This window comes from Coprococcus sp. AF99-45 (genome assembly GCF_027663865.1).
Classification (GTDB): domain Bacteria; phylum Bacillota; class Clostridia; order Lachnospirales; family Lachnospiraceae; genus Allocoprococcus; species Allocoprococcus comes.
The window spans coordinates 1-24638 of the sequence record NZ_JAQDGZ010000023.1; the positions used below are offsets into that span (position 1 = coordinate 1).

Sequence of the window (24638 nt, forward strand, 5' to 3'; positions counted from 1 at the left end):
TACGGATATTGAAACAGCAAATAAGACAAAACAGTTGAAAGTGGTTGTGGATACATCTCAGCCGATCTCAATACAACCGAAGAATCAGACAGACCTTGATGTATTGATAAAACTGGATTTGATAGACAGTGAAGACATGGAAGAAGTGTCAGAATTTCTTGATAAACTGTTGGCACAGGAGAAATATGAGGGACGGAGAGAATCAAACGTTAAATATGTCGTTGAGTAGAAAATGCTTCTCAGCCGACCACTTGCCCAGTCGACCCGCCGCCCTGTTAGGAACCGTCGCACTGGGCATCCTTGCGGAACGTTAGTTTGCGAAAATACGAACAAAAGAATATAAGGAGAGGGAATAGCCGATACTACTTCAAAAGCAGTAATAGAGTGCTATTCCTTTTTATTATATTCAATGGTTACAGTTCGGAACGGCTTGCTATTATTGTGCAAGTAATAAGTTGGATAATAGAGGTTGATTTCCAAGGTGGTAGGTGTACCGTTAATTTTGTTATGTTCGTTTTCAATGTCTTTGATTACTCCATCAATTCCCCAACATTTGTAAACAATTACAGTCAATTCAGTATTTCTGGTATCTGCACTGCTAAAGGACATGCTGTTAGTAATATGGTAGTCCGGCAGTCTGAGATAATTGTAGAGAATGGTCAGTAAACAGAGTATTGTGATTGGTGCTATGATTTTCTTTTTCATGTACATACCTCTTTCGTGTTATTTGTACAGGGATGACTATATAGTACCTCACTATATAGTGAATTACTACATAAAGATTTAATAAATATACTTTATGTAGAGGTGCAGAACATGAACTATGGACATTTAGAATTAAGGATAGAAGAACTGTTACAAGAAAAAGGTATCAGTAAGAATACGATTTGTAAGGAACTTGACATACCGAGGTCAAATTTCAATAGATATTGCAGAAATGAATTTCAAAGACTGGATGCAAATTTAATCTGTAAACTATGCAACTATTTTGAATGTGAAATTGGTGAGTTAATTCGATATGTAAAAGAATAAAGTGATAATGGGTATGCGGAAATAAAAAATATTCGCATACCTTTTTAATTGAATATTTTATAAAATGGAATTATACTGTGTATAACATGAAACAGACAAATCGGTGTTTGAAAGGATGATGATATGATGGATAAATTAAAAAAGAACATGGTTTTCTACCTACTGTTGCTGATAGATTTTTATATCGTTCCTTGGTTTATAAAAAACACAGGAAGTGCAATGATTGTTATGTTAGTAATTATTCCTCTAATATGTTTAATAACCTCTGTTTTTTATGGGATTAGGAATGGTTTTAACTTCTGGTATATTTTGATTGTAGCAATAATGTTTGCGCCATCTATATTTATATTTTATAACTCAAGTGCATGGGTTTATGTAGTTGGATATGCTGTTATTGCATTATTGGGAAATTTAATAGCATTGCCATTAGGAAAAAGATAACTTCCTGTTTGTATGCAACAAACGTTTGAACACTTTTTGAACACCGCAACCGTGATGAAGTCTTCAAAGCCCCTTTCTACCAGTATTTGAGATTAAGTAAAACGGTTCGATTCCGGTCTGCGGCAGTGTTTGAAAAGCAGGAGAAACGTTGAATTTACAGCATTTCTCCTGCTTTTTGTTTAACCGGGATTCTGTTAAATACGCAATTTGCCGGCGTAGAGGCAGAAAAGTAGATACAGAAAGGAATGGAGGCATAAAAATGGGAGCATATCAACTGAAAAATGAAGAACTTACACTGACTGTTATTTCAGCAGGTGCAGAAATGAAATCGCTAAAAGACAATAAGACAGAGCAGGAATATCTGTGGCAGGCAGATCCAAAGTTCTGGGGAAGAACATCACCGGTTCTTTTCCCAATCGTAGGAAATTATGTGCAGAAGCAGTCGGTATACGAAGGAAAAACATATACGCTGTCACAGCATGGTTTTGCAAGAGACATGGAATTTGATCTGGAGAGCCAGACAGAAGAAGAGATTTGGTTTGTACTGAAAGATACAGAAAGTACTTTGGAAAAATATCCATTTCATTTTATTCTGAAAGTAGGATACAGACTCTCCGGACGTCAGGTGGAAGTAATGTGGAAAGTAGAAAATCCAAATGATAAGAAGATGTATTTTTCGATCGGAGGGCATCCGGCATTTAACTGTCCTTTGAAAGAAGGAGAAAAGCAGGAGGATTGTCAGTTGGTATTTGATACAGAAGGACCGCTCACGAGCAGCATCCTGAATGAAGAAGGTGCACTTTGTCCACGGACAAAAATCTTAAATCTTTTCGGAAAATGTCTGAAGCTTGAGGAACATTTATTTGATGAGGATGCACTTATTATTGAAAATCATCAGGCACAGAGGATCGGTCTTGCGGATGCAGATGGAAAGGTTTATCTGGAAGTAGAATTTGATGCACCGCTTTTTGGAATCTGGTCTCCGGCAAAAAAACACGCACCTTTCGTATGCATTGAGCCATGGTATGGAAGAAGTGACAGAGAAGATTTTGACCATATTCTGGAAAACAGGGAGTGGGGGAATGAACTGAAACCGGGCGATATTTTTGAAAAGGATTATAAGATTCTGGTAAAATAGCGCAGAGGGTTGCGTTTCATGGCTCAGACTGATACAATGAAAAAAATACATGGAATATTAAAGGAAGAGGAGAACGTAAGATGAACTTTTTGGAAGAACGTATTGTCAAAGATGGAATCGTGAAAGAGGGAAATGTTCTTAAGGTGGACAGTTTTCTGAATCATCAGATGGATATTGAATTATTTGACCAGATCGGAGCGGAATTCAAGAAGAGATTTGCAGATAAGAATATCAACAAGATCCTGACAATCGAAGCTTCTGGTATTGGGATTGCCTGTATTGTAGCCAAGCATTTTCATGTGCCGGTTGTATTTGCAAAAAAGACACAGAGCATCAATCTGGAAGGGGAGATGTATGTAGCAGAAGTCGAATCATTTACCCACAAATGCAAGAACCAGGTAATTGTAGCAAAGAAATTTCTTTCAGAGGAAGATCATGTGCTCATTATTGATGATTTCCTTGCGAATGGATGTGCGCTGCAGGGGCTGATTCAGCTGGTTACAGAGGCAGGTGCAACGGTAGAGGGAATTGGAATTGTGATCGAAAAAGGATTCCAGTCCGGCGGAAGAATCATCCGCAACCTTGGATATCCGCTGGAATCACTTGCGATTGTAGAAGCTATGGACAGTGAGACGGGTGAGATCACTTTCAGAGAGCAGTAAAAAGTGCAAAAAGACGCATATGCCTGAACAAAAATTTTGTCGGGAATATGCGTCTTTTGCGTATATGATGAACTAAGTGCAGATTTGTATTTTCACAGGGATCTGCACTTTTTGATATACAAAAAGAGAGTGATATTTGTTTTAGCTGGCCCACGAGCGGCTATAGAAAAACATGGAAAGTGAAGAGTCAAAGATAACAATATATCCAATCACGCTGAGCAGGTTTAGTCGTTTTGCTCCATCCATTCATTTAAAAGCCTGCAATAGCGGTCGGTATCTTCAACGAAGCATGCATGACGGCAGTCATCAAAAAGTTCCCAGCGTGAATTCGGGATACTGTCATACATGGTCTTTGCAACCAGTGGAGTGCACAGATCGTTGGTTCCGTTGATGATAAGTGCCGGTTCTTTGATATTTTTCAGTTTGTCACGGTACTCATAGTTGCTGAGATTTCCGATTGGCGTGTATTCATTTGGTCCCCACGCGGTGATATAAGAGTCTGTTCCAATTTTTTTTGGACGGCGCAGGCATTCAGGATCGGTGTCTTTTGGTACGCCGGCGGCATGAAGAAGCATAAAGCGTTCATTGGCTGCGAGATATGCCGGATCGTCAAAATTGCCGGTTGCTTCAGCTTTGGCAATGGCGTCCTGATCTTCCTGGGACATGAATTTGATCATCCGGTGTTGTTCATGGGCCCACAATTTGGAAGATGGGTGGGTGCTGGAAAGAATAACGGATTTGATCCCTTCTGGTTTGTGATCGCATAAGTATTCGATTGAGAGCATTCCGCCCCAGGACTGTCCGAGAAGATGAAGTTCATTAAGTCCGAGATATTTTCTGAGTTCGATCAGTTCATTCATCCATGTTTTAGAACACCAGAGTTCTGAATGTCCTTCTACATAAGAATTACCGCAGCCGAGCTGGTCGTAGGAAATAATTGCACGACCTTCATCAGCAAGCCGGTCAAGTACTTCAAAGTAGTTATGTGTAGAACCAGGTCCTCCGTGAAGCAGAATGAGTGGTTTTTTATTGCCGGAGCATTCGCCTGCAATACGGTAGTAGGTTTTGTATCCAAGATAAGGCATGTAGCCTTCTGTAATTTTCATATTTAATCCCTCCTATCAGTATACTGAGTCTCTTCATTATAACATTAGAATGAAGTAAGGGAAAGAAAAAGTGGAAAAATATAAAAATAAAAAAAACAAAAAAATTGTTGACAAACAGTTGAATGATGAATATAATAATAAGAGTCACGCGGGTGTAGTTCAATGGTAGAGCACCAGCCTTCCAAGCTGGATACGTGGGTTCGATTCCCATCACCCGCTTTTGTTATGTTTTAAATCAGGAGCCCGGTCGCCAAAGTGGTGACCGGGCTCCTGATTTATAGAGAAAAATTTAGTCATTTTTGACTGGTACGTTAAAATGTCGGCTCGATTATAAGGGTGAACATTTCGGTCACCCCTTGCGTCCTGCTGCCAGCAGACAAGGAAGCTGTTGTATCATATTATTTCTGAGACCTAAAATGAATTTTGGACAAATTTTGGACAAATCTTGATTTTTCATTCCCACCATGCTATACTAACACCCGTTACAAAACCCCTAAAAACAAGGTCTTACAAGGGTTTCGCCGATTCCCGGCGTAAGGTCATATACTTACAGTATATGCCTTCCGCGGCATTCGTCAGATGTCCATGCAAGCATGGCCGCCAGACTCATTGTTGCGCGAAAATGAATCGAGTGTTCGTGACCTTCCACTCGTAAAACAAAACTAGAGGAGAGAATTTCATATGAAGAACAAGAATGTAGCATTTATGACTCAGGCAGCGATGATCGCTGCAATCTACGTGGTGCTTACTTATGTATTTGCACCATTTTCATTCGGAGAAGTACAGATACGTATTGCAGAAGCACTTACGATCCTTCCGGTATTTACACCGGCAGCGATTCCTGGACTTTTTGTTGGATGTATTGTTGGAAACATTCTCGGAGGAGCAATCCTGCCGGATATCATTTTCGGAAGCATTGCAACTTTGATCGGAGCATTTTTTACTTATCAGCTTCGTAACAAAAACCGTTTCCTTGCACCGTTACCACCGATTATTGCTAACACAGTAATCGTTCCGTTTGTACTTCGTTACGGATATGGAGTAGCACTTCCGATTCCGTTTATGATGTTGACAGTTGGTGTCGGAGAAGTTGTCGGATGTGGTGTGCTTGGATTAGTCCTTTATACTGCATTGAATCGTTATAAAAATGTAATTTTTAAAACAGCATAAGAAGATGTAAAAAGCGGACAGACTGAAAAGCTATTCAGCCTGTCCGTTTTTTATACTATTGTTGTGTATACAATCGTAGAATTTTACAAATTTAAGTGGAGATATATTTATGGAAAAGTGGATATGAATCTTCTATAATATAAAAAGAGAAACTGTAACCAGATGAAAGTTTGATAGTAAGTGAAAAAGGGAGAAATATGAAATATACAGTTGTTGTTGCTGATGATGAGGAGGAAATCCGCAGAAGTCTTGTTCGCAGGGTAAAGTGGGAAGAGATTGGTTTTGAAGTGGTCGGGGAAGCTGAAAATGGTGCAGACGCGCTGGAACTGGTTGAAAAGCTGGAACCAGATCTGCTCCTTACCGATATCAAGATGCCATTTTTATCGGGGATTGAGCTGGCACGGGCGGTCAGGGAAGTTCGCCCGATGGTACAGATCGCATTTTTAAGTGGATTTGATGATTTTACCTATGCGCAGCAGGCAATTCAATATAATATTGTAAGTTATATGCTGAAGCCGATTTCAGCAAAAGAGATCGAGGCGGAATTGATAAAGATTAAAAAAGCCATGGATCAGCGAGTGGAAGAATTTACAAAAGAAAGAAAAGAGAAGCTGGACATCCGCAAGACGCAATTCCTTATTCCGCTTTTGCTCGACAGCTTTCAGAATGAACGGGTGTCCGAAGAGGCACTTCTTGAGCGGGCAGAGGAATGTGAGCTGATCCGTAATCCAAAGCCGGATAATATGCAGTACGTGGTGCTTGTAACCGGAATCCGTGATGCAAATGGAAAGGATCAGACAAGCTATAGCAGTGTAAATGCAGTTGATATGATCTTGAAAAAATATGTTCATTATGTAAGCTGCCATCTGGAAGGAAGAGTGGTATCGCTGATCGCGACGACTCCGGGAGGTATGGGTAAGTATTTACATATTATTGTAGAAGAAATTGTTCAGAGTGTGGAGCGTATTATGGGATATTGCTGTCAGGTCGGGGTAAGCAGGAGTGTGAATACTCTTGGAAAATGCAGAGAGAGCTATCTGGAGGCAATGAATGCGCTCAGTTATTCCAGAAAGGATAAAAGCAGTGTCTATTTCATTTCCGATGCAGAGCACGGATCGGGATTGGAACAGGGAGAAATACAGGAAATTACAGCAACGATGGAGAATTTTTTACGTGGTGGAATGGCAGAGGATCTGGAGATTTATCTGGATGATCTGGAAAAGAAACTGCGAAATGGAGGCAAGAATACACTGGTACTTAGTACGATACTTTTGACCGAGATCGGGGCGGCAGTATATAAGGTTATTTATATGGCAATCGGGGAATGTGGTGTAGAAGTTCTTCAGAAAAAATATTCCATGCAGCAGATGCGTGAAATGGAACGTATGGCAGAGAATTTTCAGATCATAAAAAGGCTGTGTATGGAGGCTAAAAAAATGCTTATGGATCAGAGAAAGAAGAGCAGCGAGGTGATCTGCGAGCAGGCAGTGCAGATCATACAGGACCGCTATGCCCAACAGGATCTGTCTGTTATGATCATCAGTGAAGAGATCGGGGTGTCGCCGAATTATCTCAGCAGTCTGATAAAAAAGACGACAGGCAGTTCAATGGTTGAGATCCTGACGAAAAAACGAATTGAAAAGGCAATGGAGCTTCTGCAGTGTACCGGTATGAAGATCGGTGAGATTACAGAGCTGTGTGGTTATAAGGATCAGTATTATTTCAGCCACTGCTTCAAAAAGCTGACTGGAGTATCACCGAACAAATACAGGAGGGAACATGAACAGGCGTAAAAAAGAAGCAGATCAGCACAAGGGATGGAATATATCTATTTCCGGTGTGTTTATTGCAATGGTAATGGGAATCGTCCTGATTTCGGTAGTGGCTGCAACGCTTATTTTTGTTCAGATTTACCGGAATGCAATGGAGCAAAGTGCAGTGACAAGCAGTTCCCAGAGCTGTGAACAGGTACAGAATACGGTTGAGAATTATACACAGGATATGCGGATCATACTGGAAGGGATCGTGGCGAGAATGCGTCATGAGAATAATCATTCTGAGGAATATATCCAGAATCTGGTAAATATCCGTTCCGATGTAGTAGCGGTAACAATCTGTGGTGAAGATGGGGAGCTTCTGCGTTACTGGAACAGGGGGCAGAAGCTGAAAGAGAATTATCGCATTGTTCAGAGTATCGAAATGGAAGATGACGATGGCAGGCTGCGTATAACCAAACCATATGTGGAATCTTTGTTTGAGGGATATTATCCATGGGTTGTAACCGTTTACCAGAAGATTCAGAAAGAAGACGGAACCAGTATACAGGTAAATATTGACATCCGTTTTTCTGACATTGCCAATTATGTTGATGATGTAGGGATCGGGCAGCACGGCTATGCCTATATTGCGGACAAAAAAGGCAATCTGATCTATCATCCACAGCAGCAGCTCATTTATTCCGGGTTAAAAGAAGAGAAGGGAATGGATTTAAAAGAAGGGACACATATTCAGGAACAGGCGATCTATACTGTGAAAAATCTGGAGAACTGTGACTGGAAAATTGTAGGTGTCTGCTATGTAGATGAAATGATTACGGAGAAGGTAAGCAGTGCGGTATCCAGACTTCTGATCGTCCTGTGTCTGGTTATGGGAGCAGTCTTTCTTCTCGGATGGGCATTTTCAGAACTGTTCTCAGCACCGGTAAGGCAGCTTGCTGATGACATGCACCGGTTTGAAAAAAATGCTGAAAATTTTGTATTTGAGCCGATGGCGGGAACTACAGAGATCACGACTTTATCCAACTCGTTTGAACACATGGTTGTGAAGATCCAGAAGCTGATGGAGCAGGTCAGACAGGAAGAAATCACACTGCGGAAAACAGAGCTGAAAGCGCTTCAGGCGCAGATCAATCCACATTTCCTGTATAATACACTGGATGCGATTGCATGGATGTGTGAAGACGGGAAAAATGAAGATGCAGAAGAGATGGTTACGGCACTTGCAAGGCTGTTCCGTATCAGTATCAGTAAAGGGCATGAGCTGATTCCGATCGAAAAAGAAGTGGAACATGCAAAGAGTTATCTGAAGATTGAAAATTATCGGTATAAGAACAAATTTACCTATTCATTTGAGGTGGAAGAGTCGTGTCTTTCGTATCTTTGTAACAAAATTACTTTGCAGCCAATTATCGAGAATGCAATTTATCATGGTGTAAAGCAGATGATCGATGAGGGTGAGATCTGGATTCGTATTTTTGAGGACGGAGAAGATATTATTTTCCAGGTGGAGGATAACGGAATCGGTATGACGGAAGAACAGTGCCGGGAGATTCTGCGCAAAGAGCCGGGAGACCGTACCGGAATCGGAATCAAGAATGTAAATGACCGGATCAAGATTTATTTTGGAAGCAATTATGGACTGAATATCACAAGTGAGCTGGATGAAGGAACCTGTGTGACGATCCGTATGCCGAAGGTCAGGGAGGAAGAATATGAGAAAAAGTAGAAGAAAACCATTTATTGCAATTGATGCAGGTGTGATCCTACTTGCAATTCTGTTTTTTGTCCTGACGGGTGACGGACTTGGGGAAGGAAAAGAAGGCAGTACAAATAGCGTCATCGAGAAGAAAAAAGTAGTGTTTCTGACAAAATCCATGGATTCTTCTTTCTGGCAGTCTGCATATGCGGGAGCCGGTGCGGCAAGTGCGGAATATAATCTGGATCTGGTGTGCGAAGGACCGGATGGAGACGGTGAGGAAGATTATGAGGCGCAGAATGAAATGATAGACCGGGCAATCCGGGAACAGGTAGATGCACTTCTGTTCTCTGCCATTGATTTTGAAAAGAATGCGGAAGCAATCGACCGTGCGGCAAAGGCAGGAATCAGAATTGTGGTTGTGGACAGTCCGGTAAACAGTGAGGCTGTGGAATGCTATATTGGTACAGACAATTATGAAGCCGGATGTATGGCAGGAGAAGAAGTGCTTGGTAATCCGGCGGAAAATCTAAATATCGGAATCGTAAATTTTGATAAGAGTACGGAGAACGGGCAGCTTCGTGAAAAGGGATTCCGGGATACGGTTCTTAATGATGACCGGGCAAATATTACGGCGTCCATCAATGTGAAGTCTACGATCACCGACGCAAGAGAGGGCACCGAGAGGATGTTGCTTGACAATCCGCAGATCAATGTGATCGTGACATTTAATGAATGGACAACACTTGGAGTCGGGGATGCGGTAGAAGCACTTGGCGCCGGAGAGCGGACGCAGGTTGTTGCGTTTGACAGTAACGTAAAATCCATTGGAATGCTGGAAAAAGGAAATGTAGATGCGCTGATCGTCCAGAACCCATATGCGATGGGATACCTGGGGATTGAGCAGATCAATACACTACTGAATGGTCAGAAGCCGGAAAAGAAAGAGACGGCAACCAGCAGTATTCTGGTGACAAGAGAAAATATGTATGATGATAAGAGCCAGAAGGCGCTGTTTTCATTTGAAGAAAAGTAACGGGTGGAATGTTTGTAGCTGCTCGGAAGTATAGAAGCTGTAGTCTGAAAAATATTTGGGCTACAGCTTTTTAAAGAATTGGGCATTTGAAACATTTATGGACGAAATTAAGTAAAAATTTATATAAACGTTGAAATTCACAAACTCCTCGTAGTTTTTCACATGGGTGTTTTATTCCCTTCTTGTTATACTCGTATCATCAAGTAAACGTTATACAAGGAGGAACGAAATTATGAAAAGAAGAATTGTAGCAGCGATGCTCGCAGGTGTGATGGCACTTGGAATGCTTGCAGGATGCGGGGGCTCCGGTAAGAGTGACAGTGATGGTGGAAGCAGTGATAAGAAATCATCAGACGCTAATATCGCAGTATTCTACTATACCTATTCTGATACTTATATCGCATCTGTCCGTACAGCACTCGATGCAAAACTTGACGAGATGGGTGTTGAATATCAGGACTATGATGGAAACAGCAACCAGACAACACAGAACGAACAGATTGATACAGCGATCCAGACAGGTGCTACAGCACTGATCGTCAACATCGTTACATCTGGTTCTGTAGATGCTTCTTCTCAGATCGTTGAAAAAGCAGAAGCAGCAGGAATCCCGGTTATTTTCTTTAACCGTGCGATCGAAGATGACAAGACAGAAGGCGATGTACTTGGAAGCTATGACAAGTGTGCATTTGTAGGAACAGACGCTCCGGAAGCAGGACATATGCAGGGCGAAATGATCGGTAACTATGTAGTAGAACATTTTGATGAAATGGATCTCAACGGAGATGGAAAGATCTCTTACGCAATGTTCATGGGACAGCTCGGAAATGCAGAAGCTATTTATCGTACACAGTTTGCTGTAGAAGATGCAGATAAGATCATCACAGACGCCGGCAAACCGGCACTGGAATACTTTGACGCTTCTAACAGTGACAAATATCAGGTTGACCAGGATGGTAACTGGAGTGCAACAGCAGCTAATAACTATATGACAACCAACCTTTCCCAGTACAACGAAGGAAGCAATAACATGATCGAACTTGTTATCTGCAACAATGACGGTATGGCAGAGGGTGCAGTCTCAGCTCTGAATGATAAGGGATACAACCTTGGAACAGGCAAAGACTGCAAGATGATCCCGGTATTTGGTGTTGATGCTACAGACGCAGCAAAACAGCTGATCGCTGATGGCAAGATGACAGCAACTGTTAAACAGGATGCAGATGGTATGGCAGCTTGTATCGCAGACCTTGCTAAGAATGCAGCAGGTGGAAAAGATCTGATGGATGGAACAGATTCTTACAATATTTCCGAAAAAGTAAGCAACAAGATCTTCATTCCTTACCAGGAATACTCAGGAAAATAAAAATGTAAAAAATAAAGGTGGCGGCCAGGTGGTTGGCCAGCCACCTTTTCTAAAGTTGTGACGCAGCCGGATGGAACTGCATAGCGGCAGGTTCGAAAGGTATGCGAGATTAGAAGATGAGAGACAGGAGGACAGCTATGAAACAGGATGTTTTACTGCAGATGACGGATATCTGTAAAGAATTTCCGGGCGTAAAAGCATTAGATCATGTGTCCCTGACAGTTAAAGCAGGCACTGTCCATGCACTGATGGGTGAAAATGGAGCCGGAAAGTCAACACTGATGAAATGCCTTTTCGGAATTTATGACAAAGACAGTGGCAAGATTGAGCTGGAGGGAAAAGAGATTAATTTCAAGAATTCGAAAGAAGCTCTTGAAAATGGAGTTGCAATGGTTCACCAGGAACTGAACCAGGCGCTCAAAAGAAACGTCATGGATAATCTCTGGCTCGGACGTTACCCGAAAGTGGGCGGCGTCATGGTAAATGAGAAAAAAATCTATGACGACACAAAAAAAGTATTTGAAGAATTGAAAATTGATGTAGATCCGAAAAGGATCATGAGTACGATGCCGGTATCACAGAGACAGATGGTAGAGATTGCAAAAGCAGTATCTGTGAATGCAAAAGTCATCGTATTTGATGAGCCGACTTCTTCCCTTACAGAGCAGGAAGTAGAGCATCTGTTTGATATCATTGAGATGCTGAAAAAGAGAGGATGCGGAATCATTTACATTTCACATAAAATGGCAGAGATCAAACGGATTTCAGATGAAATCACGATCATGCGTGACGGAACCTGGGTAGCAACAGAGAAAGCAGATGATCTGGAGATGGATGATATCATCCGCCTGATGGTTGGACGTGAGCTTACCAATCAGTTCCCGCCAAAGACAAATAAACCGGGCGATGTAGCGCTTGAAGTGGAACACCTTTCCGGAATGTATTCGATCCTGAATGATGTTTCCTTCAAAGCAAGAAAAGGAGAAATTCTTGGAATTGCCGGACTTGACGGAAGTGGGCGTACAGAAACTCTGGAGACAATTTTTGGAATTGCAACCAGGAAATCAGGAACGATAAAACTTGACGGAAAACAAGTCAGCAATAAGAATGCACAGGATTCGATCAAGAACGGATTTGCACTTCTGACAGAAGAGAGAAGAGCAACCGGTATCTTCGGCATCCTGAACATTCGTGAAAATACCGTTATCTCCAGCTTAAAGAGACACAAAAAAGGATTTTATCTGAGTGAAAAATCCATGAAAGAAGATACGCAGAAATATATTGATGCGCTGCGGACAAAGACACCGTCGCAGGAGACAAAGATCCGTGCACTTTCCGGTGGAAACCAGCAGAAGGTTATCCTTGGAAGATGGCTTCTTACCGATCCGGAAGTACTGCTTCTGGATGAGCCGACAAGAGGAATCGATGTCGGTGCAAAGTATGAGATTTATCAGCTCATCATCGATCTTGCGAACCGCGGCAAAGTAGTTATCGTAGTTTCTTCAGAAATGCCGGAGCTTCTCGGAATCTGTGACCGTATCATGGTTATGTCCGGTGGAAGACTTGCCGGAGAGATTAACGCTGAAGAGGCGACACAGGAACTGATCATGACTTACGCAGCAAAGTATGTGTAATTTTCAAACAAAAAGAAGGAGGCTTCCCAGATGAAAGCATTTGCAAATATAAAATCACGCTATGCAGAATACAAAGCACTGGATTCCGCAGACAAGGTAAAAGCGTGGAAAGAAGGACTTATCAATAATGCGATTTATCTTCTGATCATTATCGCAGTTATTTACACTTACACACAGAACAGCAGATTCCTGAGCGTGGCATCTATTGTTAACATTATCTCGCTGTCTGCAGCGAACATTCCGATCGCGTGTGGTATTGCAGGAACGATCGTACTTACCGGTACAGACCTTTCAGCCGGACGTGTTGTAGGTCTTACAGCGTGTATTTCTGCATCACTTTTGCAGTCAGTAACTTATGCAACCAAAATTTTCCCGGATCTTCCGGTTCTTCCGATACCACTGGTTATTCTGATCGTAATCGTAGTCGGAGGTATTGTTGGATGGGTAAATGGATTCTTCGTAGCGAAATTCCACTTACATCCATTCATTGTAACACTGGCAACACAGCTGATTGTATACGGAATTCTTCTGATGTACATTATGCTGAACGGTAACAACGGACAGCCACTTTCCGGACTGGACAAATCCTTTAAGAATTTTGTAACAGGAAGTTTCTTAAAGATCCGTGGCGTTCCGATACCGAACTATGTATGGTACGCTTGTGTCGTAGTTGTATTCATGTGGTTCATGTGGAATAAGACAACATTTGGAAAGAATATGTTCGCAGTTGGTTCCAACCCGGAAGCTGCCAATGTATCTGGTGTAAATGTTATGAGAACAACCATTCTGGTACATACACTTGCAGGATGCATGTATGGTATCACTGGATTCATTGAATCTGCACGTATCGGTTCCAACCAGGCAAATACAGGTCTGAACTACGAGTGTGATGCGATTGCTGCCTGTGTAATCGGTGGTGTATCTTTTGTAGGTGGTACCGGTAAGATCAGCGGCGTTGTTTTAGGGGTGTTCATTCTGAGAATCATCTTCGTTGCACTGCAGTTCCTGGCAGTAAGTCAGAATATGCAGTATGTGATCAAAGGTCTGATTATTCTGATCGCATGTGCAATTGATATGAGAAAATATCTGGTAAGAAAATAAAAAGAAAAGGCTGGGAAATGTTATGGACGAGAATAAGATGCCGGAGAATGACGGATGGAAGAAAAATGCAAGACTGGCGATTTATGCAATGGCCGGGTTTTATCTGCTGACACTGGCATACCAGATGTTCAGGGCGATTTCCACAAGTCATGGTAATGAACAGCTTGTTATGATCGTGGCGACGATTCTGTTTCTGATCGTAGGTGTTGGACTGATCGGGTTTGGAACTATAAATGTCTACAAAAATATGAAAAAGAATCAGAGTACAGATAAAGATCGTAATGAGGAATAGCTCATAACGAGGACGAGACCTCAAAACAAAAAGACAGGAGAGTAATAGCACCCCCCTGTCTTTTTGTGTCTATAAAGAGGAATAAAAACATTGGAGGAAAAGATGAAAACAAGAAAAAGGTATGTCCGTGCCGGGGCTGCCTGCCTTGCGGCATTGCTCACGGTACAGGGAATGACATTGCCTGTGGAGGCAGGTGAAGAGGTGAAAGTAAGATCCAATTCACAGACACAGATGAGTTCAGATCCGGAAGCGGTTTACGTAAGCAATTACGGGAAATCGACGGATCAGAGAACGATCAATTTTGACAGTAACTGGAAATTCAATCTGGGAGATGTGGAAAATGCGCAGACAGCAAATTTCGACGACTCGAAATGGCGCCAGGTTTCGCTTCCGCATGACTACAGCATTGAACAGGATTATTCAAAATCTATGGAAGCAGAAAGTGGATATCTTCCAGGGGGAACAGGATGGTACCGGAAAAGTTTTACCATAGATAAAGCTGCGGAAGGAAAAGAGATCCGTGTTGATTTTAGCGGTGTTTATATGAATGCATCTGTATGGGTAAATGGAGAAAAGCTTGGAACACATCCATACGGATATACACCATTTTCATTTGACATAACAGACTATGTGAAATATGGTGAGGAAAATACAATTGCAGTAAAGGTGGAGAACAAGACGCCTTCAAGCAGATGGTATTCCGGAAGTGGTATTTACAGAAGTGTAAATCTGACCATGACAGAAAAGGTTCATGTGGATCTTGAGGGGACGCAGATTACGACTGAGAACCTGAAAGCAGAACAGGGTGGAACTGTCAATATGGATGTCCGCACACAGGTTGTGAATGATTCTGAAGATGAACAGGCTGTAACCTTGACGCACACGGTATTTCCAAAAGGCGCAGATGAAAGTGCAGCAATCGGAACAGTGACAACCGAAGCTAAAACTGTTGCATCCGGAGAAAGTGATGAAATCGAAATAACACTTGAGGCACAAAGTCCGGCGCTCTGGAGTGTGGACAGTCCGACACTTTATACTGTAAGAACAGAAGTAAAGCTTGGAGAAAATACAGTAGATGTTTACGATACAGAATATGGTTTCCGGTATTTTGATTTTGATAACAATACAGGATTTTCGCTGAACGGACAGAATACAAAACTAAAAGGTGTATGTATGCATCATGATCAGGGAGCACTTGGTGCAAAGGCAAATGCCCGCGCAATTGCAAGACAGATTGAGATCCTGAAGCAGATGGGGTGTAACACGATTCGAGTGACACATAACCCTGCAGCTGATGAGCTGATCCAAGCATGCAATGAGCAGGGGATGTTGGTGATCGATGAAGCTTTCGATACCTGGCTTTATGCAAAAAATGGAAACAGTAATGACTATGCAAAATGGTTCAATCAGAAAATCGACGGGGACAATCAGATTTTAGGTGCAGGGGACGGTATGACCTGGGCACAGTTTGACCTGACAGCAATGGTGAAGAGAGGATACAATGCACCATCAATCATTATGTGGTCTCTTGGAAATGAGGTTATGGAAGGAATCAGCGGTGGCGTTTCCAATTATCCGGCAACTGCCCAGAAACTGGTGAACTGGGTAAAAGAGCTGGATGCAACAAGACCGATGACAACCGGAGATAACAAGCTGAAAGCCAACTGGAGTGAAGCAGAAAGTATTGGCAATACATTAAATGCAGCAGGCGGAACCGTTGGATTTAACTATTGCGCAGGCTGGCAGTATGACAACTGGCATAAATTGCATCCAGAATGGCTGATGTACGGTTCTGAGACTGCTTCTGCGATCAACAGCCGTGGAATCTATAATCGGATCAACGGTGGAAGCCAGACTTCCGACAAGCAGCTTACATCCTATGATAATTCTGCTGTAGGCTGGGGCAGTGTAGCAAGTGATGCATGGTATACAACGATTACAAGAGATTACCTTGCAGGAGAATATGTCTGGACCGGATTTGATTATATCGGTGAGCCGACACCTTGGAATGGAACCGGAGCAGGATCAGTAGGAAGCTGGCCGGCACCGAAGAGCTCTTACTTTGGTATCGTGGATACCGCAGGCTTTGCGAAAGACAGCTATTACTTCTATCAGAGCCAGTGGAATGATCAGGTGCACACCTTACATGTACTTCCGGCATGGAATGAAAATGTAGTCTATAAAGACAACAGTGGAAAGGTTCCGGTAGTTGTATATTCGGATGCAGCATCGGTCGAGTTGTTCTTTACGCCGGCAGGTGGAGAAAGACAGTCTCTTGGAAAGAAAGCATTTACACAGAAAACAACAGCTGCAGGTTATACCTATCAGATTTACGAGGGAGAAGATAAGAACGGAACCGAGCATAAGAATCTTTATCTTACCTGGAAGGTTCCGTATGCGGATGGAACACTGGAGGCCGTTGCATATGACGCAGATGGAAATATCATTGAAAATACAGACGGACGTTCCAGCGTGACAACGACTGGCGAAGCTGCAAAATTGCAGATGTCAGCAGACAGAACCGAGATTGCTGCGGATGGAAAAGATTTATCTTATGTGACAGTTGATGTGACAGACCAGAATGGAAATATTGTTCCGGATGCAGAAAACCGCGTTACATTTAACGTAGAAGGTGATGGAGTTCTGGTTGGTGTAGATAACGGAAGCTCTCCGGATCACGATTCTTATCTTGCAGATAACAGAAAAGCATTCAGTGGAAAAGTTCTGGCAATCGTGCAGTCTACGAAAACTGGTGGTTCATTTACTGTGACAGCTACGGCAGATGGACTGGAAAGTGCAGCAGCAACCGTCACAACTTATTCTGTATCAGATGGCACACCAGAAGAAAAAGAGATCGACAGTTTCTGGATGTCAAAGACCTATTATGTCAAGACTGGAAATATCCCGGTACTTCCGACAACGATTGAAACTCGTTATACTGATGGAAGCAAAGAAAGCAAAGCAGTGACATGGGATGCGATCGGAGAGGAGATGGTACAGCAGTCAGGAAACTTTAATGTGCAGGGGCAGATTGAAGGACATCAGGTAACAGTCAATGTAAATGTTATTGATGAAGTTGGAGGACTTCTGAATTACTCAACCTCAACACCAGTTGGAACTGTACCGATTCTTCCAGAATCCAGGCCGGCGGTTCTTACAGACGGAACCATTCTGACCGCTTCATTTGGAGTAAACTGGGATGACATATCGGCTGGTCAGTTTGCAGAAGAAGGAACTGTTACGGTAAATGGGACAGCAGATGTACTCGGTGATGAAATTCCGGTAAGTGCAACAATCCGTGTACAGACAGAGCAGATCACAGTTGGAAGCAGCGTGTCCGGAAAGGTAATGAATCTGACACAGAGCATTCCGGAAGGCGAACAGTCAGATACACTTTCTGCAATTGTGGACGGATCAACAACAATCAGTGATAACACAAGTGGAGGAGCAAACCCGACTGCATGGAGCAACTGGCAGAGTTCCCAGAATGGTAATAGTAAAGCAGAGATCACATTTGAGTATGCAACCCAGCAGAGACTTGGACAGATTGTGATGCATTTTGCAAAGGACAGCGGAAGTATGCGTTATCCGGATGCAGGAACAACAGAGATTCTGGTTTCAGAGGATGGAACCAACTGGAACAAGCTTGCAGTAACGGAGACGATCGGGGAAGAAAGTGGACGGGTAAAACCATATACGTATGATTTCACACCGACGACAGCGACTTTTATCAAATTCAAGCTTACGAACGCAAGTGCATCGACAGGAACCGGATGGAAACCTTGTACTGCACTTACTGAGATCGAGTTGAAGGTGGCACAGGGAAGCTTCGTATCGAATACGACAGCGAAGCTGGAAGAAGTCATTGTAAATGGCAATCCGGTACCGGAAAGTGCACTGGCACAGGGAAGCTATTCTACACCTGCTATTTTTGCAGAGGTAGAGGCAAAAGCAGCCGATAATGCGTCGGTGACTATTCTTCCGACTTTCAACAATATCAAGAAGATCATTGTTGAGTCAGAGGATCACAATACAAGAAATGTATTTGAAATCCGTCTTGGAGAAGAGACAGAAGAGACACCAGAATCCGGTGACAGAGATTATCCGATTAGAAGGCTCACTGCATTTGCAGAAAGTGAGTATAATGGCAGTGGAACAGAAGGACCGGCAGAGTACGTTCTGGATGAAGATGAAGGAACGCACTGGCATACAAACTGGAGTACAAATGATGCACAGGATGTAGAAAAACGCTGGATCGGACTGGAACTGGAAGAACCGGCAGTTCTGGATGCATTTCGCTATTATCCGCGTGGTGGCAATATGAATGGATTTGTAAGTGAGTATAAAGTACAGTACAAACTGAATCAGAAAGATGAATGGACCGATATTGCAGGCGGTACCTGGGACAGGACGCTTGAATGGAAAATAGCAGAATTTGATGAACCGGTAGAAGCAAAATATGTGAGACTGGTGGGAATCCATACCTATGCGAAATCTGAAAATGATGCACACATGGCAGTTGCAGAGCTTCGTGTCCGTGAGGCGGACAAGCGTGTAGATATTTCGGCAGAAGACAGCCAGATCACAGTGTCAGTTCCAGAACAAACAGAGGTTGCGAAAGCAGATGAACAGAATCCGGTATATCCACAGGTAGAAGTCAAGAGAACGGTAAACGGCGCAGAAGAGACTCTGAGATACGGAGTGGATTATCTACTGTCCTATGAAAATAATACAGCTTTTGGAACAGGTAAGGTAATTGTTACCGGAATTGTAAATTACCGCGGAGTTGTAGAGCGTACATTTGAAATTGTAAAGAAAGCTCCGGAGTTAAGTGCTGTGTATATCCAGAGTCAGCCCGGAAAGACTGTTTACAAATCAGGAGAAACCTTCGATCCGACCGGTCTTTCGCTGAAATTGGTATACGATGATGATTCAGAGGAAGAACTGGTATATAGCGAAGAAACCGCAGGACTGTTTGGTTTTGAACCAGGTCTGGATACTGCACTTACAGAAGAAGTAAAAGAAATTACTGTGGCTTATGGCGGAAAATCAGCAGTTGTGTTTATCGGAGTAGAATCGTCGGAAAAACCAGGACCTGAAAAGCCGGATCCGGAGAATCCGACACCGGGAAACCCAAATCCAGAGAAACCAAACCCAGAAGATCCAAAACCAGGAAATGGATCCGGCAGTGAGAACAATGGTGGAACAGGAAGTGGAAGCGGATCAAATTCCAATAACGGAAGCAGTGGTGGTAATAATACAGTAAATAACATCATAAATAATAACAACAATAACAACAGCAATTCTTCCAATAAGAATTCAGGAAAAGTGCAGACAGGAGACAGAAATAATCTGGTATTCCCATTAATCGGAATGACAGCAGCAATTCTGGCAATCGCCACTGTTTTAATAATCAGAAAAAAGAAACGTCTTTAAAAATATAGAAGACATTTAAAGGACTCCCGGCAAGGTAAAATTTGCCGGGAGTATTTATTTTCAAATCTCAAAAAATTCTTAAGAAAATCCCGCCCTATCTCTTAAAAAATCTCTGTTAATCTTGTATAGTATAGAGGAGGTGAAAAAGATGGCAAAAATATTAGTATGTGATGATGATAAAGACATTGTAGAAGCAATAGATATTTACCTGACGCAGGAAGGATACGAAGTCCTGAAGGCGTATGATGGCGACGAAGCGATCAAGGTATTGAAAAGAAATGAAGTTGATCTTCTGATCATGGATGTGATGATGCCGCGGCTGGACGGAATCCGGGCGACACTCAAGATCCGGGAAAACATGAGCCTCCCGATTATTATTTTATCCGCCAAATCAGAGGATGCGGACAAGATTTTAGGACTGAATATCGGTGCAGATGATTACATGACCAAACCGTTCAATCCGTTGGAGCTGGTAGCAAGGGTAAAATCCCAGCTCAGACGTTACACCCAGCTTGGAAGTACGGCGAGATCTGACAACCAGAGTGAGTTCCGGACCGGGGGACTTGTGATCAGGGATGATCTGAAAGAAGTGACTGTGGACGGCGAAAAAGTGAAGCTGACACCGATTGAATACAATATATTACTGTTACTCGTTAAAAATCAGGGAAAGGTGTTCTCTATCAATCAGATTTACGAAAATATCTGGAATGAAGACGCAATCGGAGCGGACAATACCGTTGCCGTACATATCCGCCATATCCGGGAGAAAATCGAAATCAATCCGAAAGAGCCACGTTACCTGAAGGTAGTATGGGGTGTCGGATATAAGGTAGAGAAGATCGGTTAGGAGGTCTTATGAATAACAAATGGTATCAAAGCGCACCATGTAAAGGAATCCTGATCGTACTGGAGCATATTTTAGCGGTGGTGATGATCACATGTCTGGTTTTTACATTCAGTTATCCGGGCGATAATCTGGCAGGAATCCTGTTTGAAAAGCCACATAAGAAGTATGAACAGTCAAAAGGGTTTACCGACAAGCTGATGAGTGCTGCAAATGATATTACGGCTGCGGAAGGATACGACAGCAATTTTGAAACAGAAGGAAAATATGATGAAAACAGAATTGTAGATCTGAAAGAATATGATTCAGATCGTAAGATTTCAAATGAAAATGTAAATGGGCTTGCATACCGTCTTGGTGATCTTGTGAATTACTGGGAAAACGATCAGGAGATGTACTACGCAGACGGGACCAAGATGGCAGATGGAGACAATGATGATGAGATCATCGTCTGCCAGAAGGATGACGGAACCTACCATTATTACTATGAAAAAGAATTTCGTCGAGAATTTAAAAACGGGAACCTTCAGTTTGGTAATATGGATGAGGCAAAAGATGAATATTCACTGGAAAGCACCGGAGAAGTGATCGATTCTCTGATCAATGACTGGATTGAGAGCTCCGCAAGTATTTACCGCAATATTCTGGACAGTGAAAATCGCCAGGTCTACACAAAGTGCTGGCGGTATGACGGAGAAAAAGTTTCCGAAAACTGTGCACCGGTGGGCGCGAAGAATCTTCTGGAAGTTGTGAACAAGGATTCCAGATGGAACGGCAAGTTAAGTGATGCGATGTCCATGCTTGGAAATACTGTGGACAGTGTACGGGATGAATTTTTGACGTGGCAGTATGTAACGGAAGAATATAAAGAAGATAATACCAATCTTGCATATATGATTGTAGATCTGGACAATAAAAAAGTTTATACCAACCGTCTTGCATATCAGAGATTTGATGAATGGGAAAAGAATCTGGAAAGTATGAAAAAGCTGGGAGTATATGCGGTTGCCACACCAAAGCTTACTGAGTACCAGAGTGATATTGGTATGGACGGATCACAGTGGAAATCACTGATCGGTGGCAATATGTGGATGGATAATTACGAATGCGTGTTCGCGGTAGATACTTCCTATCCAATCCAGGATGACTTTTATCAGGAGAGCAAGATTTATCAGGAGTATGCACCGCAGGTAAGATTTACTTTCTGGATTGCGATTGCAACCGGATTTGCAATGCTTGTAATTCTGGCATGGCTGACAATTGTTGCAGGCAGATCAAACCGGGAAGAAGGCATTGTGTTAAATCGGGTCGATAAAATGAAGACAGAAATCTTTATTCTTTTGTCGGTTGCAGTTATGGTGATATGTATTTACGGGGAAATCAGTTTAAGTTACAGTCTGCTGAACGGAGTCTGGTTTAGCGGAGATGGTTTCAATGGCACATCGGTACTGATTTTTGCAGGGATTGTTGCGGTAAGCGTTTGCATGATAGGACTTACTTTCTGGCTTGGAATGGTAAGAAGGATCAAGGCAAAGACCTTGTGGAAGAACAGTATTTTATGTCTGATCATCAAATACGTCCGGATTGGGATCCGGCATCTGGGGGAGGTCTGGAAAGCTGCGATTTTGTTTGGAGTACTGGTTGTAGTTCACTGGATCGCGATCGCCATGTGGGAGCCGGGAATCTGGCTGTTCGTAATGCTTGCGGCAGAGGCGGGGGCATTTTTCTGCCTGATGCGCAGAGCCATCGGAAGAGCGCGGATCATCAAAGGGGTAAAAGCAATCGCAGACGGTCAGGTTGATTATCAGATTCCGTTAAATGGACTCAAAGGCGGACAGCTTGAAGCAGCAGTCAGCATCAATAAGATCGGAGATGGACTGGACCGGGCGGTAGAAGAGAGCGTAAAAAATGAACGCCTCAAAACGGATCTGATCACAAATGTATCCCATGATATCAAAACGCCGCTTACATCAATCATTAATTATGTGGACCTTTTAAAGAGAGAGGATTTTGAGGATCCGAAGATCCGGAATTATCTTCAGGTTCTGGAAGAAAAAGCATATCGTCTGAAGACACTTACCGAGGATGTGGTAGAAGCTTCCAAGGTAAGCAGTGGCAATATCAGCCTGGAAATGATGAATCTGAATCTGGTTGAGCTGGTTAATCAGACCAGTGCAGAGTTTGAAGAAAAATTTGAGGCAAGGAATCTGAAAATGATCATGAATCTTCCGACCGAACCGGCAACAATCTACGCAGACGGCAGACGAATGTGGAGAGTTCTTGCAAATGTATTTAACAATGCGGCAAAATATGCAATGGAGGGAAGCCGGGTCTATGTGGATCTGGTTCAGACAGGTGAGGAAGTACAGCTTACGATCAAGAATGTATCAGAGCAGCCGCTAAATATTTCGGCAGATGAGCTGACAGAAAGATTTATCCGCGGAGATGTATCCAGAAGCACGGAAGGAAGCGGGCTTGGTCTTTCGATTGCACAGAATCTGACAAAGCTTCAAGGGGGAAAATTCGAGTTATATCTCGACGGAGATCTGTTCAAGGTACTGATCCGTTTCCCGGCTCCAAAAGAAACGGAAGATGTCTATCAGGAAGTCGAACAGTAACAGGTAAATATGGGGCGTAAGGGAAATTTCCCTTGCGCTCTATTTTATTTCGCTTTACAATAAAAACTGGATTCGTACATATAACCTAAAATGTAAGGGGAAATTAAAATGGAATCATTGAATAATATCTTAAAAAAGAGTTTAAATAAAGAATTTTTATCAGCAATAATCAGCAATCCACGTGAAAAAGGCGGAATTGTAAAGATTAAGATCCGCCCTGTGGAGCATAAAGACAATATTTTGTACCAGTGCGAAGAACACCGGAACAACCAGGTATTTCACCACAATCTGAATGAAGAAGAAGCAACAGGATATATTGAAAATGCCATGCAGGAATTCAAACAGATGCAGATGGAGACGAGAAAATTCCGCTATCAGGTTCTGGTCAGCAAAAAAGGAAAAATGACGATTCAGAGACGGCTTCAGACCGGGAAGTTCAAAGAGATTGATCTGTCACACAACCGGAAGAAGCATTATATCCTGGAGGAAGGAAAAGCAGTTCCATTTTTACAGGATCTGGGAGTTATGACAAAAGAAGGGGAAATCGTGCGGACAAAGTTTGATAAGTTCCGCCAGATCAACCGTTTCCTGGAGTTTATCGAGGATGTTCTTCCGGAGCTCCCGAAGGACAGGGAAGTAACGATTCTGGATTTTGGATGCGGTAAATCCTATCTGACATTTGCAATTTATTATTATTTGCATGAGTTAAAAGGTTATGATATCCGGATCATCGGACTGGATCTGAAGACGGATGTCATTTATGCATGCAACCAGCTTGCAAAAAAATATGGCTATAGAAAATTGAAGTTTATGGAAGGAAATATTGCAGATTATACCGGCTCTGATGAAGTGGATATGGTCGTGACGCTGCATGCCTGTGATACCGCTACCGATTTTGCACTTGCAAAAGCAGTTGGCTGGAAAGCGAAGGTCATTCTTTCGGTTCCGTGCTGTCAGCATGAAGTGAACCGTCAGATTGCAAATGAAACGCTTGCACCGCTGTTTTCTTACGGACTGATCAAAGAGCGAATGGCAGCTCTTGTCACGGATGCTATGCGTGCAGAATATCTCAAGAGGGATGGATATGACACACAGATCCTGGAGTTTATCGATATGGAGCATACACCGAAGAATATTTTGATACGGGCCATTTACACGGGAAATAAAGGGAAAAATGCAGAGGCAATCCGCACATGTGAAGAAATGCTTCACATCGATCCAATGCTGGGGAGATTATTGGATCAGCAGAATGAAGAGGGAGAAAAAGGAGTATAAATTTAGCAGATTA

Annotated in this window: 18 protein-coding genes, 1 tRNA gene and 1 pseudogene; 18 read left to right on the top strand and 2 right to left on the bottom strand. The window is 42.6% G+C overall.

Annotated elements, in window-relative coordinates; translation table 11 throughout:
• A pseudogene (locus tag PGR14_RS13425) lies at window positions 1-229 on the top strand (helix-turn-helix domain-containing protein); the annotation flags it as partial.
• Window positions 230-387: 158 nt separating this feature from the next.
• Here the strand turns inward: PGR14_RS13425 and PGR14_RS13430 are convergent.
• Entirely contained in the window at window positions 388-705 is a 318-nt protein-coding gene (locus PGR14_RS13430) for a hypothetical protein (protein WP_118178119.1), read from the bottom strand.
• A gap of 111 nt (window positions 706-816) precedes the next feature.
• Between PGR14_RS13430 and PGR14_RS13435 the strand changes: the two genes are divergently transcribed.
• The 4 genes from PGR14_RS13435 to PGR14_RS13450 all read left to right on the top strand — a co-directional run bounded on the left by PGR14_RS13435 (window position 817) and on the right by PGR14_RS13450 (window position 3273).
• Window positions 817-1032 (top strand): helix-turn-helix domain-containing protein, encoded by a 216-nt coding sequence (locus tag PGR14_RS13435; protein ID WP_025656187.1) that lies wholly within the window; start codon window positions 817-819, stop codon window positions 1030-1032.
• A gap of 123 nt (window positions 1033-1155) precedes the next feature.
• Window positions 1156-1473 carry a hypothetical protein gene (locus PGR14_RS13440; protein WP_081733101.1) on the top strand — a complete coding sequence of 106 codons (318 nt, stop codon included), beginning with the start codon at window positions 1156-1158 and terminating at the stop codon, window positions 1471-1473.
• 259 nt (window positions 1474-1732) lie between these two features.
• Complete coding sequence (locus PGR14_RS13445; protein ID WP_055247885.1) at window positions 1733-2611, top strand: aldose 1-epimerase family protein; 879 nt, start codon at window positions 1733-1735, stop codon at window positions 2609-2611.
• Window positions 2612-2691: 80 nt separating this feature from the next.
• The gene (locus PGR14_RS13450) at window positions 2692-3273 is read left to right on the top strand and encodes a xanthine phosphoribosyltransferase (RefSeq protein WP_022220300.1); all 582 of its coding nucleotides are present in this window, start codon (window positions 2692-2694) and stop codon (window positions 3271-3273) included.
• Window positions 3274-3497: 224 nt separating this feature from the next.
• Here PGR14_RS13450 and pepI read toward each other — a convergent pair whose 3' ends face one another.
• A complete protein-coding gene (gene pepI, locus PGR14_RS13455) occupies window positions 3498-4379 on the bottom strand; it encodes a proline iminopeptidase (RefSeq protein WP_055247887.1) in 882 nt (293 codons plus the stop codon).
• 148 nt (window positions 4380-4527) lie between these two features.
• Here pepI and PGR14_RS13460 point away from each other — a divergent pair.
• The 13 genes from PGR14_RS13460 to PGR14_RS13520 all read left to right on the top strand — a co-directional run bounded on the left by PGR14_RS13460 (window position 4528) and on the right by PGR14_RS13520 (window position 24625).
• Window positions 4528-4598, top strand: a tRNA-Gly gene (locus tag PGR14_RS13460).
• A gap of 462 nt (window positions 4599-5060) precedes the next feature.
• Window positions 5061-5549, top strand: a complete 489-nt coding sequence (locus PGR14_RS13465) for a QueT transporter family protein (RefSeq protein ID WP_008371036.1) — start codon at window positions 5061-5063, stop codon at window positions 5547-5549.
• A 197-nt stretch (window positions 5550-5746) separates the two neighbouring features.
• Window positions 5747-7342 carry a response regulator gene (locus PGR14_RS13470; protein ID WP_055249304.1) on the top strand — a complete coding sequence of 532 codons (1596 nt, stop codon included), beginning with the start codon at window positions 5747-5749 and terminating at the stop codon, window positions 7340-7342.
• Window positions 7329-9053 carry a sensor histidine kinase gene (locus tag PGR14_RS13475; RefSeq protein ID WP_055155995.1) on the top strand — a complete coding sequence of 575 codons (1725 nt, stop codon included), beginning with the start codon at window positions 7329-7331 and terminating at the stop codon, window positions 9051-9053. Before PGR14_RS13470 ends, PGR14_RS13475 begins: the two co-directional genes overlap by 14 nt.
• A complete protein-coding gene (locus PGR14_RS13480; protein WP_022220685.1) occupies window positions 9040-10059 on the top strand; it encodes a substrate-binding domain-containing protein in 1020 nt (339 codons plus the stop codon). Before PGR14_RS13475 ends, PGR14_RS13480 begins: the two co-directional genes overlap by 14 nt.
• 232 nt (window positions 10060-10291) lie before the next feature.
• The gene (locus tag PGR14_RS13485; protein ID WP_055155997.1) at window positions 10292-11425 is read left to right on the top strand and encodes a galactose ABC transporter substrate-binding protein; all 1134 of its coding nucleotides are present in this window, start codon (window positions 10292-10294) and stop codon (window positions 11423-11425) included.
• A gap of 137 nt (window positions 11426-11562) precedes the next feature.
• Complete coding sequence (locus PGR14_RS13490; RefSeq protein WP_055249308.1) at window positions 11563-13059, top strand: sugar ABC transporter ATP-binding protein; 1497 nt, start codon at window positions 11563-11565, stop codon at window positions 13057-13059.
• 30 nt (window positions 13060-13089) lie between these two features.
• Window positions 13090-14160 (top strand): galactose/methyl galactoside ABC transporter permease MglC, encoded by a 1071-nt coding sequence (locus PGR14_RS13495; protein ID WP_008371023.1) that lies wholly within the window; start codon window positions 13090-13092, stop codon window positions 14158-14160.
• A gap of 22 nt (window positions 14161-14182) precedes the next feature.
• Window positions 14183-14452, top strand: coding sequence for a hypothetical protein (locus PGR14_RS13500; protein ID WP_008371021.1), 270 nt, complete (start codon window positions 14183-14185; stop codon window positions 14450-14452).
• Between the two features lie 102 nt (window positions 14453-14554).
• Entirely contained in the window at window positions 14555-19888 is a 5334-nt protein-coding gene (locus PGR14_RS13505; RefSeq protein WP_173692439.1) for a sugar-binding domain-containing protein, read from the top strand.
• A 148-nt stretch (window positions 19889-20036) separates the two neighbouring features.
• Window positions 20037-20735 (top strand): response regulator transcription factor, encoded by a 699-nt coding sequence (locus PGR14_RS13510; RefSeq protein ID WP_055297632.1) that lies wholly within the window; start codon window positions 20037-20039, stop codon window positions 20733-20735.
• A gap of 8 nt (window positions 20736-20743) precedes the next feature.
• Window positions 20744-23350, top strand: a complete 2607-nt coding sequence (locus PGR14_RS13515) for a histidine kinase dimerization/phospho-acceptor domain-containing protein (RefSeq protein WP_270223571.1) — start codon at window positions 20744-20746, stop codon at window positions 23348-23350.
• 108 nt (window positions 23351-23458) lie between these two features.
• Window positions 23459-24625 carry a class I SAM-dependent methyltransferase gene (locus PGR14_RS13520; RefSeq protein ID WP_270223572.1) on the top strand — a complete coding sequence of 389 codons (1167 nt, stop codon included), beginning with the start codon at window positions 23459-23461 and terminating at the stop codon, window positions 24623-24625.
• Window positions 24626-24638: the final 13 nt, after the last annotated feature.